The 12,765-nt window shown below is 67.5% G+C and carries 10 protein-coding genes; 9 read left to right on the top strand and 1 reads right to left on the bottom strand.

Annotation, left to right across the window (positions count from 1 at the left end):
- The first annotated feature begins 4 nt into the window (after positions 1-4).
- The 7 genes from nuoL to N0B51_RS06890 are packed head-to-tail and all read left to right on the top strand — an operon-like array spanning position 5 to position 8,513.
- On the top strand, positions 5-2,050 hold the full coding sequence (gene nuoL / locus N0B51_RS06920) for an NADH-quinone oxidoreductase subunit L (RefSeq protein ID WP_259961581.1): 2,046 nt from the start codon (positions 5-7) through the stop codon (positions 2,048-2,050).
- Positions 2,050-3,612, top strand: a complete 1,563-nt coding sequence (locus N0B51_RS06915; protein ID WP_259961580.1) for an NADH-quinone oxidoreductase subunit M — start codon at positions 2,050-2,052, stop codon at positions 3,610-3,612. Before nuoL ends, N0B51_RS06915 begins: the two co-directional genes overlap by 1 nt.
- Complete coding sequence (gene nuoN / locus N0B51_RS06910; protein ID WP_259961579.1) at positions 3,612-5,075, top strand: NADH-quinone oxidoreductase subunit NuoN; 1,464 nt, start codon at positions 3,612-3,614, stop codon at positions 5,073-5,075. The genes N0B51_RS06915 and nuoN overlap by 1 nt, the downstream gene beginning before the upstream one ends.
- A 4-nt stretch (positions 5,076-5,079) precedes the next feature.
- Positions 5,080-5,796: a biotin--[acetyl-CoA-carboxylase] ligase gene (locus N0B51_RS06905; protein WP_259961578.1), complete on the top strand. Its 717-nt coding sequence runs from the start codon at positions 5,080-5,082 to the stop codon at positions 5,794-5,796.
- Between the two features lie 11 nt (positions 5,797-5,807).
- Complete coding sequence (locus N0B51_RS06900) at positions 5,808-6,593, top strand: type III pantothenate kinase (RefSeq protein ID WP_259961848.1); 786 nt, start codon at positions 5,808-5,810, stop codon at positions 6,591-6,593.
- A 1-nt stretch (position 6,594) separates the two neighbouring features.
- Entirely contained in the window at positions 6,595-8,247 is a 1,653-nt protein-coding gene (locus N0B51_RS06895; RefSeq protein WP_259961577.1) for a ribonuclease J, read from the top strand.
- The gene (locus N0B51_RS06890; protein ID WP_259961576.1) at positions 8,244-8,513 is read left to right on the top strand and encodes a DUF1467 family protein; all 270 of its coding nucleotides are present in this window, start codon (positions 8,244-8,246) and stop codon (positions 8,511-8,513) included. The genes N0B51_RS06895 and N0B51_RS06890 overlap by 4 nt, the downstream gene beginning before the upstream one ends.
- A gap of 4 nt (positions 8,514-8,517) precedes the next feature.
- On the opposite strand, the gene N0B51_RS06885 is transcribed toward N0B51_RS06890, so the two are convergent.
- Positions 8,518-11,148, bottom strand: a complete 2,631-nt coding sequence (locus N0B51_RS06885; protein WP_259961575.1) for a coiled-coil domain-containing protein — start codon at positions 11,146-11,148, stop codon at positions 8,518-8,520.
- A gap of 70 nt (positions 11,149-11,218) precedes the next feature.
- Here N0B51_RS06885 and N0B51_RS06880 point away from each other — a divergent pair, with 70 nt between their 5' ends.
- On the top strand, positions 11,219-11,521 hold the full coding sequence (locus N0B51_RS06880; protein WP_259961574.1) for an Hpt domain-containing protein: 303 nt from the start codon (positions 11,219-11,221) through the stop codon (positions 11,519-11,521).
- 82 nt (positions 11,522-11,603) lie between these two features.
- Complete coding sequence (locus tag N0B51_RS06875) at positions 11,604-12,764, top strand: hypothetical protein (RefSeq protein WP_259961573.1); 1,161 nt, start codon at positions 11,604-11,606, stop codon at positions 12,762-12,764.
- Position 12,765 lies beyond the last annotated feature (1 nt).

Genomic DNA, 12,765 nt, shown 5'->3' with positions numbered 1-12,765 from the left:
GGCCGTGCATCCGATCCTCATCATCGTATTCGGGCCGCTGCTCGCGGCCATCGTCGGCGGGCTGGGCAACCGCGCGCTCGGCAACACGATCGTCAAGTCGATCACGACCGGCGCGCTGTTCCTGTCGTGCGCGCTGTCCTGGCCGATCTTCCTCGGATTCATCGGCGGAAGCTACGATCCGGTCGTGGTCCCGGTCCTGCAATGGGTCCAGTCGGGCACCATGAGCTTCGACTGGGCGCTGCGGGTAGACACGCTGACCGCGGTCATGCTGGTCGTCATCACGACCGTTTCGGCGCTCGTCCACCTCTACAGCTGGGGCTACATGGAGGAGGACCCGGACCAGCCGCGCTTCTTCGCCTACCTCAGCCTGTTCACCTTCGCGATGCTGATGCTGGTAACGGCGGACAACCTCGTCCAGATGTTCTTCGGGTGGGAAGGGGTCGGCCTCGCCAGCTACCTGCTGATCGGGTTCTGGTTCAGGAAGCCCAGCGCCAATGCCGCCGCGATCAAGGCGTTCGTGGTCAACCGCGTGGGCGACCTCGGCTTCATGCTCGGCATCTTCGGCACGTTCCTGGTGTTCGGTACGGTCTCGATCCCAGAGATCCTCGCTGCTGCGCCGGGCATGGCGGGCAGCACGATCGGCTTCCTCGGCTACCGCGTCGACACGATAGACGTGCTGTGCATCCTCCTGTTCATCGGTGCGATGGGCAAGTCGGCGCAGCTGGGCCTGCACACCTGGCTTCCCGACGCGATGGAAGGTCCGACCCCGGTTTCCGCGCTGATCCACGCGGCGACGATGGTGACCGCGGGCGTGTTCATGGTCTGCCGCCTGTCGCCGATGTTCGAGGCGGCGCCCATCGCGCTCGGCTTCGTTACCTTCATCGGCGCGGCGACCTGCCTGTTCGCCGCGACCGTGGGCACCACGCAGTGGGACATCAAGCGCGTCATCGCCTATTCGACCTGTTCGCAGCTCGGCTACATGTTCTTCGCCGCCGGCGTCGGCGCCTACGGCGCGGCCATGTTCCACCTGTTCACGCACGCGTTCTTCAAGGCGCTGCTGTTCCTGGGTGCCGGATCCGTCATCCACGCGATGCACCACGAGCAGGACATGCGGTATTACGGCGCATTGCGTAAGGAAATTCCGCTCACGTTCTGGGCGATGATGGCCGGCACCCTCGCGATCACCGGGGTGGGCATCTACTGGCTTCATGCCGGGTTCGCCGGCTTCCACTCGAAGGACCCGATCCTCGAGGCGGCCTGGGCGCGCGGCACCGAGACAGCCCATTTCGCCTTCTGGCTCGGCGCGTTCGCGGCGCTGCTGACGAGCTTCTATTCGTGGCGGCTCATCTTCCTGACCTTTTTCGGCAAGCCGCGCTGGGCCGCGAGCGAGCACATCCAGCACGCGGTGCACGGCGACCACCACGATCAACCTTCGGAAGAGGACGCGGGGCACGACGTGGCGCACCACGTGCCCGCTCCCGATCACGGCGACGGCACCGCGGGCTATCACCCGCACGAAAGCCCGGTCTCCATGCTGGTCCCGCTGGGCGTGTTGACGCTTGGCGCCGTCGCTGCGGGCTTCGTCTTCCAGGACGCCTTCCTCAACCAGGAGGGCTTCTGGAAGGGCGCGATCTTCTACAACGAGAACCTGATGCACGCGATGCACGGGGTTCCGCTGTGGGTGAAGCTGACCGCGACGGTCGTCATGCTGGTCGGTCTTGCGATCGCGTGGCTGGGTTACATCCGCGATACCGAAATGCCCGAACGGGCGGCCAGACAGCTTGGCCCGGTTTATTCGTTCCTGTTCAACAAGTGGTATTTCGACGAGCTCTATCACTTCCTCTTCGTGCGCCCGGCTTTCTGGCTCGGCCGCAAGTTCTGGAAGGTAGGCGACGAGGGGATCATCGACCGGTTCGGTCCTGACGGTGCCGCATGGGCGGTCGCGCAGGGCACCGTGGGGGCCAAGCGCCTCCAGTCGGGCTTCCTCAATACCTACGCGCTGTGGATGCTCATCGGCCTCGTCGCCGCGATTACCTGGGTTCTGCTCTGATGGGGGGCTTTCCGATCCTTTCGCTCATGCTCCTCGTCCCGCTCGTCGGCGGGCTCGCGTGCTTCTTCCTCGATGCGAAGGCTGCGCGCGTGGTCGCGCTTACCGCCACGCTGATCGACCTCGCGCTCGGCATCGCGCTGTGGGCCAACTACGACATCGGCGGCGCGCAGTGGCAGTTTACCGAGCGAGCGGAGCTCTTCGCCGGCTTCAGCTACGCGCTCGGCATCGACGGGATAGCGCTGCTGCTGATCGTGCTCAGCGTCTTCCTGATGCCGATCTGCATCCTCGCCAGTTGGGAAGCGATCGAGGAACGGGTCGGCGAATACATGGCCGCGTTCCTGTTCATGGAACTGCTGATGATCGGCGTGTTCGCCGCGCAGGACCTGCTGCTGTTCTACATCTTCTTCGAGGCCGGCCTGATCCCGATGTACCTGATCATCGGCATCTGGGGGGGCAAGGATCGCATCTACGCGAGCTACAAGTTCTTCCTCTACACGCTGCTCGGCTCGGTCGTCATGCTGGTCGCGATGCTGTGGATGATCGGCGAGGCCGGCACCACCGACATCCCGACGCTGATGCAGTACGATTTCCCGGTCGGGGCGCAGACTTGGCTGTTCCTTGCCTTCTTCGCCAGTTTCGCGGTGAAGATGCCGATGTGGCCGGTGCACACCTGGCTGCCCGACGCGCACGTCCAGGCGCCCACGGCGGGCTCGGTTATCCTTGCCGGCGTGCTGCTGAAGATGGGCGGTTACGGCTTCATCCGCTTCAGCCTGCCGATGTTCCCCGAAGCGAGCGCGCAGCTTGCCTGGCTGATCTTCGCGCTGAGCATGATCGCGGTCGTGGTCACCAGCCTGATCGCGCTGGTCCAGCACGACATGAAGAAGCTGATCGCCTATTCCTCGGTGGCGCACATGGCGATCGTCACGATCGGCCTGTTCGCGTTCAACGTCCAGGGCCTCGAAGGCGCGATGATCGTGATGCTGAGCCACGGGCTCGTGTCGGGCGCGCTGTTCCTGTGCGTCGGCGTGATCTATGACCGGCTCCACACGCGCGAGATCGACCGCTACGGCGGCCTCAGCATCAATATGCCCAAGTACGCGCTGTTCTTCATGCTGTTCACGATGGCGAGCATCGGCCTGCCCGGGACCAGCAGCTTCGTGGGCGAGTTCCTGAGCCTGGCCGGCACCTACCAGGTGTCGACCTTCGTGACGCTGGTCTGCACCACCGGCATCATCCTCGGCGCGGCCTACATGCTCTACCTCTACTGGCGCGTGGCATTCGGCGTACAGAAGAACGCCGATGCGGCCGCCATGCCCGACCTCAACGCCCGGGAGTGGCTCATGCTCGCCCCGATCGCCGCAGCGGTGCTGTGGATGGGCGTCTACCCGGAAAGTTTTCTCGCCCCCATGCGCAAGGACATCGCCGCGCTCGATGCGCGCGTCGCCCGGGCCAAGCCCGCCTTCGACAGCGCGCTCGCCGCGGCGCGGCCCGAGCAGGTCCGCAAGGAGCCCGCGAACGCGATGCCCCACGCCGAAGGTGCCGGTGAAGGGGAGGGCCACTGATGGACCTCCAGCACTCTCTCGCACTGATCGTTCCGGAAGAGATCCTTTCGGTCGGCGGCCTCGTGCTCCTTCTTGCGGCCGCGTGGCTGGGTGACAAGGCGAGCCGCGGGATCTCGGTCGCAGCGGTCGTCGTGATTGCCGCCGCCGCGGCGTTCACCGTCCCGGTCCTGTGTGGCGGTAACATGGGTGCCGATACCCAGGCGTTCTTCGGCCAGCTCCGCGTTGACGCGTTTGCCGCCTACAGCAAGCTGCTGATCTATGCCGCGGCGGCGGCGGCGCTCATGATCGCGCCCCGCTTCTTCGATCGCTGGAACGCGATGCGTGCCGAATACCCGGTGCTGATCGTGTTCGCGGTGCTCGGCATGAGCATCATGGTCTCGGCGAGCGACCTGATGGCGCTCTACATCGGGCTCGAGATGAACAGCCTCGCGGCCTACGTGCTCGCGGCGTTCCTGCGGACCGACAGCCGTTCGGAAGAGGCGGGGCTGAAGTACTTCGTGCTCGGCGCGCTGGCCAGCGGGATCCTACTTTACGGCATGAGCCTGACGTACGGGTTTGCCGGCACGACCAGCTTCGAGGGCATCCGCGCCGCGCTGTCGGGCGGCTTGTCCACCGGTGCGCTGTTCGGGCTGATCTTCGTGCTCGCGGGGCTCGCGTTCAAGATTGCCGCGGTTCCGTTCCACATGTGGACCCCCGATGTCTACGAAGGAGCGCCGACCCCGGTAACGACCTTCTTCGCCACCGCACCCAAGGTCGCCGCGGTCTCGCTGCTCATGCGCGTCTCGCTCGACGCGTTCGGAGGCCACGCCGACGCCTGGCGCCAGGTCGTGACGTTCGCCGCGCTCGCCTCGATTGTGGTCGGCGCACTGGGCGCGATCGGGCAGGACAACATCAAGCGCCTGCTCGCCTACTCGTCGATCAACAACGTCGGCTTCATCCTCGTCGGGCTTGCCGCGGCGACCGTCGAAGGCGCGAGTGCGATGCTCGTGTATCTTGTCATCTACGTCGCGATGTCGATCGGCAGCTTCGTCGCCGTGCTGATGCTGCGCGATGCCGAGGGCAACCAGATCGAATCGATCGCCGACCTGGCGGGCCTCAGCCGCACGAACCCGGCAATCGCCTGGTGCCTTCTCCTGCTGATGCTGAGCCTGGCGGGCATTCCGCCGCTGTTCGGCTTCTGGGGCAAACTCGTCGTGTTCAAGGCCGCTGTCGATGCCGGGATGGTCCTGCTTGCCACCATCGCCATCGCCGCGAGCGTGATCGGCGCGTTCTACTACCTCAAGGTCGGCAAGGTCATGTTCTTCGACGAGCCGGCCAACAAGGCGCAGGGGCGCAACGACTGGGCGCACTGGACGCTACTGATCGCCAGCACGGTGTTCATCTCGCCCCTCGGCTACCTGCTGACGGGGTGGCTGGGCAATCTCGCCGACGCGGCGTCGGCCGCGCTGTTCCTGACCGCCTAGGTTCTTGGCAACGATCCGCTTCGTCGCCGAAACCGGCTCGACCAACGCCGATCTCATCGCCGCGATCCGCAGCGGCGAGCGCGTGGCGGAAGGCGACTGGCTTGTCGCAAACCGCCAGACCGCCGGCCGCGGGCGGCAGGGGCGCGCCTGGTTCGACGGAGCGGGCAACTTCATGGGTTCGACCGTGGTCCGCCCCGGTCCCCACGATCCACCGGCGCCCACGCTCGCGCTGCTGGCCGGACTTGCGCTTTACGAAACCGTGGTCCCGATGCTTGCCGATCCGACGGTGCTTTCGCTCAAGTGGCCCAATGACCTGCTTGCCGGGCGCGCCAAGCTGGCCGGCATCCTGCTCGAAAGCGAGGGCGATGCGGTGATCGTCGGGATCGGCGTCAATCTCGCGGCAGCGCCACAGGTCGAAGGTCGCGAAACAATGGCCCTGTCGGCGTTCGGGCCCGTGCCTGACCGCGACCTGTTTGCCCGGGCTTTGGCAGGCACGTTTGACCGCGAGCTTGAAAGGTGGCGGTCGGTCGGCCTCGAGCCGCTGCTGCGGCGCTGGCGGTCCGCCGCCCTGCCGATCGGCAGCGCGCTGACCGTGCACGAACCCGGCGGCGCGGTCGCCAATGGGGCCTTTGCCGGTCTTGACGACGGCGGATCGCTCCTGCTGCGCTTGGAAGACGGGCGGTTGCGCTCTATCCACGCCGGCGACGTGATGCTGGGTTGAAGGACACCGCCATGCTGCTCGCCGCCGATGTCGGCAATACCAACGTTGTTTTCGCGCTCTTTGAAGGGCGGGAGATCAAGGCGCGCTGGCGCATCGCGACCGATCCACGCCGGACCGGCGACGAATACGCCGTATGGTTGCTTCAACTTCTCGCGATCGAAGGGGTGAAGCGGGACGAGATCACCCAGATCATCGTCGGTTCGGTCGTGCCTCGCTCGATCCACAATCTGACGGTGCTGGCCGAGAAATACTTCGACCTCACCCCGCTCATCGCGGGAGAGGGCAAGGCGGAATACGGCATTGCGGTCGATGTAGACCAGCCGAGCTCGCTTGGTGCGGATCGGGCTTTGAACACGATCGCCGCGCACGCGAAGTACGAGGGCGACCTGATCGTGGTCGATTTCGGCACCGCGACGACGTTCGACGCGGTCGATTTCACAGGCGCGTACAAGGGCGGCATCATCTGCCCGGGCCTGAACCTGTCGCTCGACGCGCTGGTCGGCAACACCGCCAAGCTGCCGCGCATCGCGATCGAGGCCCCGCGTTCCGACAGCGTGATCGGTACCAACACCGAAGACCAGATGCTGATCGGCGTGTTCTGGGGCTACGTCGCGATGATGGAGGGGCTGATCGCCCGGATGCGGGCCGAGATCGGTCGGCCGGCGCGGGTCGTCGCGACGGGCGGCCTGGCAATCCTGTTCGACGAGCACACGGACATCTTCGACGCGGTCGACCCCGACCTGACGCTCGAGGGGCTGGCGATCCTGGCCGAACGAGCGGGCGGAAAGGCGAACTGACTTGAAAAAGGATTTCACTCCCGAAGACGAGCTTCTCTTCCTCGCGCTCGGCGGATCGGGCGAGATCGGGATGAACGTGAACCTCTACGGGTGCCGCGGGCGGTGGCTGATGGTCGACCTCGGCATGACCTTCAGCGGGAACGAGTACCCGGGCGTCGACCTCGTGTTCGCCGACCTCGAATTCATCGAGGAGCGCGCCGATGCGCTCGAGGGGATCGTCCTTACCCACGCGCACGAGGACCACATCGGCGCCGTGCCATACTTTGCCGCCGATCTCGGCGTGCCGCTCTACGCGACGCCCTTTACCGCCGACCTCGTTCGGCGAAAACTCGAGGAGGCGGGGATCGCGGGCGAGGTCGAGCTGGTCGTCGTCGACGATCTCGAGCAGTTCCAGCTGGGGCCGTTCGGCGTGTCCTACGTTCCGCTCGCGCACTCGATCGCCGAAGGGCACGCGCTGCTGATCGAAACGCCCTTCGGGCGGGTGTTCCACACCGGCGACTGGAAGCTCGACGAGGAGCCGATTGTCGGCGTACCGACGACCGAGGAAGAACTGTGCGAACTGGGGGACGAGGGCATCCTCGCGCTCGTCTGCGATTCGACCAACGTGTTCAACCCGGCCGAAAGCGGCTCCGAGGGCGCGGTCTACCGGGCGCTGCACGAGGAGGTCGCCAAGTGGTCCGGCCGCCGGGTCCTGGTGACGACCTTCGCCAGCAACGTCGCGCGCCTGCACACGCTGGGTGCGGTTGCCGAGGCGACCGGCCGCAAGCTGTGCATCGCAGGCCGCTCGCTCGACCGCATCATCGAGGTGGCCCAGGACAACGGCTATCTCGAAGATTTCCCGGAAACGGTCGATTTCGATACCGCGATGGGGCTTCCGCGGGGCGAGGTGCTGATCCTGGCCACCGGCGGGCAGGGCGAGCCGCGCGCCGCGCTTGCCCGCATCGCTGAGGAGAACCATCCCATCGAGTTGTCCGCGGGCGACGTCGTGCTGTTCTCCAGCCGGCAGATCCCCGGCAACGAGATCGCGATCGGGCGCGTGCAGAACCTGCTGGCGAACCGCGGGATCGTGATGGTCACCGATCGCCAGAGCATGATCCATGTCTCGGGCCATCCCGGCCGGCCGGAACTCGAGGCGCTATACGCATGGCTCAGGCCGCAGGTGCTGGTGCCGGTCCACGGCGAAATGCGCCACATGGCCGAACAGGGGCGGCTGGGGAAGGCAAGCGGCATCCCGCAGACCGTGGTGCAGGGCAACGGCGATCTCGTGCGCCTGGCGCCGGGCAAGCCGGGCAAGATCGCCGAAGTGCGCAGCGGGCGGCTCGTGCTCGACGGGGACATCATCGCCCCGGCGGACGGCGACGCGATCGTCATGCGCCGCCGCATCGCACGCGAGGGGGTGCTGGTGGTCGTGGTCGGCCCCAAGGGCGGGATATTCGTCGAGGGCATCGGCCTTCCGCTTGACGAGGATTACCCGGCGTTCATCGCCGAGGCAGAGCGCCATGTCGCGGAGGCCCTCGGGAGGTTGCGCGGGCCGGCCGCGCGCGATCGCGAGGCGCTGATCGAGGCAGCCAGGCTGGCCGCGCGCCGTGCGGCCGGACGGTGGAGCGGCAAGCGACCTCAGGTGCGGGTCATCATACCTGGAGAAGCGGCATGAACTGGACATCGATCCTAGCGATCTACGTGCTGTTCTGGGTGGCCTGCGCGTTCGTCCTGCTGCCGTTCGGCGTAAAGACGCACGAGGAACTCGGGATCGAGAAGGTCCCCGGCCAGGCCGACAGCGCGCCGGCCAATTTCCAGCCGCGCAAGATCGTGGTGCGCGCGACCGTTCTTGCCGCAGTCCTGACCGCGCTGTGGGTCGCGAATTACGTCAACGGGTGGATCACCCCGGCGACTTTCGGAATCGAGATCGCGGCGGCCTGAACCGTCAGTCGCGCAGGCGCTCGATCGCCTGCGCGAGGGCAACGTAGAGCTTGCCCATGTCGCTGCTGAGCAGGGTCACCCCGATGGCGTGCCCGTCGCGGGTCGACAGCATCGTGCGAAGCATCCCCTCGAAGTCGTGGATGTAGCGGTTGACATGTTCGCGGAAATTGCCGTCGTTGTCGTAGAGCTCGGCGACGTCACGCGCTTCGGCGGGTTCGAGCAGGCGGACCGCGCGGCGGGTAAAGATGCCGCGATCGCCGCGCAGGTAGCTGGTCCACGCGGTGTCGGTGACATCGGCGGACAGCGCGCGGGCAATGTCGATCGCGTTCGAGTTGAGGCTTTCGGTGATGAGCGCCACCCGGCGCGAGAAATCCCCGTCGACCTGTTCTTCGGCCCGCTGGCGCGCCAGCGCGACCCGGCTTTCCAGGTTGGCAGTCAGTTCGTTGACCTTGGCAAGCTGGTCGCGCAGCTGCTGCACGGCATCCCGACCCGTCCCGGCCGCGTGAGATGCCGTGTCCTCCAGCTCGGCGATGGCCGTACCGACCCGCTCGCGCAATGCCGCGTCGAGAGCGGCGTTCGTGTCATCCGCGATTCGCGCGGCAAGCGCGCTGACCTTGCTGCTCGCTTCTTCCTCGATAAGCGTCACCGCGGACCGCGCGGCGGCCTCCAGCTCCGCGATCGCGTCACGCAGCGCCCCCTGGGCGTCGGCCGAGGCGGCTTCGCTGTCGCGGGCAAGCGCGGCAAGCTGGCCGCGCAGCTCGGCGATGCGGCGCGCGCCTGCCTCATGGTTGGCGTCAACCTCTCCCTGGAGGCTCTTGAGCGCCTCCATCGCGGACGTGCTGTCGCGCTGGGCCGCGATCACGTAGTCCGATACCTCGCGGCTCTTGTCACCGGCGCTGGTGAGCATCAGGCCGAGCGCCTCGCCCCGCTCGCCCAGCGCGACAAGCCGTTCCTCGGTTTCGGACAAGGCCGTGGGCAAGTCGGTTCGGCTGTGCTCTGCGCTGGCCCGGATGAGTTCGAGCAGGCGAACGCTTGCGTCGGTCAGGTCCGCCACCTTGCGGTCGGTATCGCCGAGCGCCTTCCTGCTGGCGCCGAGTTTGTCGCCCAGGGTGTCGATGGCCGCTGCCAGCGCGCTCTCCGCTTCGCGCCCGTGTTCGGCGGCGGCGGCCATTTCCCGGGACAATTCCGCGAGCCGGGCGGCGATCGCCTCGCCCTGTTCGACGAATGCCTGCGTGCGAACCGCATGATCGTCCCGCCGTTCGGCGAGGCCAGTGTCGAGCTCTGCAAGAAGAGCGGCGACGACGCCCGCGTGTTCCTTTGCCAGCGCGGCCGCCTCGGCTCGGCGCTTTTCGATCTCGGTGACGAACAGGCTGTGCGATTCGGTCAGCTTGGCGTCGACCAGCGTCGCTTCCTGGCTGATGATCGCGAGGCGCTGCTGGGCGCCCGTCTTGGCCGCGTTGTCGATCGATTCCACATGCCGGATCGCGGCCTCGAGATCGGTCTTGAGCGTTTCGACACGCGCATTCCAGGCGGCCATCGCTTCGCGTTCTGTGCCGGCGAGGCTCTCGGACACCGTGTCGGCACCTTCGCGCACGGCGCTGACGCGGGCCTGAAGCGAGCGGAGGAGTTCTTCTTCGCTGGATTCCAGCGCCTGCGATACCCCGGCGATCTCTTCGCGAAGTCGATCGGCGCGGTGGCGCATCGCGGTGAGCGCTTCGACCTCGCGCCCGTCGAGTTCGGCGCGCAATGCGTCGCTGCGTTCGCGCAGGGCGGCAAAGCGCGCGCCGACGATCTCGTCTAGCTGGTGAACCTGCGCTTCGAAGCCCCCGATCGCGTCGTCAACCTTGCCGCGGAGCGAGGCGACCTGGCGTTCGCTCGCCTGGCCGAACTCGTTGAGCCGGTTGAACCCGGCAACCAGCCCCTCGAGCTGGTCATGCGCGGTATTGCCGGCGGCGCCGATCTGGTTCGACACGTCCCGCGCGGCGTTGGCCACGACCGGCAGGTCGTCGCGCAGCTTGTCCATGTTTTCGAGTGCCGCCCGGCTCACTCCGGCAATGGCATCGACCTGTGCGCCGTTGTCGCGGACCAGTTCCTGCAGGCGGTCGGCGTGCTCGGAAATGCGCTGCGTGGCGATCCGCCCGAGCGATTCGAGCTCCCGGCTTTGCGCGGCCAGGAACTCGCGCGCGAGGCTGAGCTCGCGGTTGACGACCGAAAGGCGCGTTTCGAGCGCGACGGATTCGCCCCTGAGGGCGGCGGCGGCGTCAGCAAACCGCGCCGCTTCCCGGGTGCTGAGGCGCAGTGCGAGCAGGACGAGCGAAACGATCAGGAGCACCGGCACGGCCCACGATACGACGAGCGCCGAACCGGCGGCGGGTGTCACCCCCGCGGTGATTTCGGACCAGTGGGCGTAAAGGAAGAACGCGCTCCAGCCGAGCGCGGCGAGGATTGCCGCTACGGGCGCGATCCACCCGGTGCGCCGGGCCGGGGCTTCTTCTTCCCAGTTGTCGTCCGACGGGGCGTCTTCGACCCAGCTGGCGTCGAGCGTCAGCGGTTCGTCAGCCGCAGCGCCGGTTTCGCCAGACGCATCAGCGCCGCTCCCGGACCCGACGGCCCGAATGTGATGTCCCCCACTCATGACGAGGAATCTACACGATTCCAGTCATGTTCAACAGAGTGTTAATCATCGGAAGCGTATTTGTCGGGGTATGGCATACGAGCAGGCAGCCTTTGACGCGACGATCGCGGCGGCGGCGGGAGAGGATCCCGCGCTGTTTGCGGAGTTGCGGAACGCGTTCAGGGACAGCCTCGAAAGGCACCTCGATCACCTGAAGCGGGCGCGCTGCGACGGCAACTGGACGGTCGCGGCGCAGCGCCTGCGGGGTCTTGCCGCCAGCTTCCACGCCTCCGAACTTGTCGAACTCGCGGCCGAAGCGATCGAGGGCGCGCCCGGCGATCCCAGCGTCGTGCGCAAAATCGAGCAATTCCGCGACCATTTCGTCGGCGCCTGACGCCGGCTCGCAGCCTCGGCTCTAGCCAACCCGATTCCCGCAATCTACCCAGTGCCGATCGATCGGTCAGGGAGGTATGGGCGTGCGGGTCGCGCTTTTGGCAACGACGCAGGACGGCGCCGATCCGGTGAGGCTCGGCGGCAGGCCCGTCGCCTGGCACCAGCTCCAGGCGGCGTTGGCGCTCGGCTGCGAACGCGTGGTCTGCCTCGCCGAGACGCCTGGCCCCGAGCTTGCGGCACTTCAGCGCGAAACCGAGGGGCGCGGTGCGAAGTTCAGCGCGATTGCACACTCGCGGACGCTGTCGGGCCTGGTCAGCGCCGCCGACAATCTCTTCGTCTTCGCTCCGGGCGTGTTGCCGGATCGCGACTGGCTGGCGCAGGCGCTGGGCGCGCGGGCGGGGATCGCCGTTCTGCCGGCCGATGGCGCGGTCGAACGCGGCTTCGAGCGGATAGACCGCGAGCGCGCCTGGGGCGGGGTCCTCGCCACGCGTGGCGATTCGGTCGAGGCGCTGGCGTTTCTGCCCCCCGATGCCGACCCCGTCGCCGGACTGCTGCGGGTCGCGCTCCAGAGGGGAGGGCGATGCGTCGAGGTGCCGCAACACTGGCTCGACGAAGGACGCTGGGCGCTTCTGGGCGATGGCGCCGCGGCGCAGCGGATGGAACGCAACTGGCAGGCGCGCCACGTTCCGGCGCCGGGCGTGGAGCGGCCGGGCGAAACGCTCGCGCATGGACTTGCGCGGGTCCTGCTCACGCGCGCGGCGAACAGGCCCGCGCTCGCGCCGGGGCTGGCGATCGGGGGCATCGCGCTTGCTTTGGCCGGGGGCGCAGCCGGCTATCTCGGCAGCACGGTCGGTGGGCTCGTCGCGCTCGCCATTGGCGCCTTCGTCGCGGAAACCGGAGGGCGGATGGGGCGCTTCGCGCGCGCCGGTTCGGGGGTGGCCGCGAAGGGGCGCATGGCGGAGGTGCGAGACGGCGCACTCGATCTGGCGCTCATCGCAGTCGCGGCGAGCCCGCAGGAGTTCGCCGATTGGCACGCGCCCTTCGTTGCGCTCGTGCTGGTCGCGGCGACGCGACTCCTGCGCGAATGCGACGGACCGCGCGCTCTCCGTCTGCTCGGCGACCGCATCCTGGTCATCGCCGGCCTTGCCGTGGCAGCGGTTTTCGGGGCATTCGTGCCTGCGATGGCAGCGACTGGGCTGGCCGCGCTCGGTGGACGGCTGTTTTCCGGGGCGCGGCGAAGCTAAC

This window comes from Tsuneonella litorea (assembly GCF_025154015.1).
Lineage (GTDB): Bacteria > Pseudomonadota > Alphaproteobacteria > Sphingomonadales > Sphingomonadaceae > Tsuneonella > Tsuneonella litorea.
This window is presented reverse-complemented; position numbering and strand designations above follow the sequence as displayed.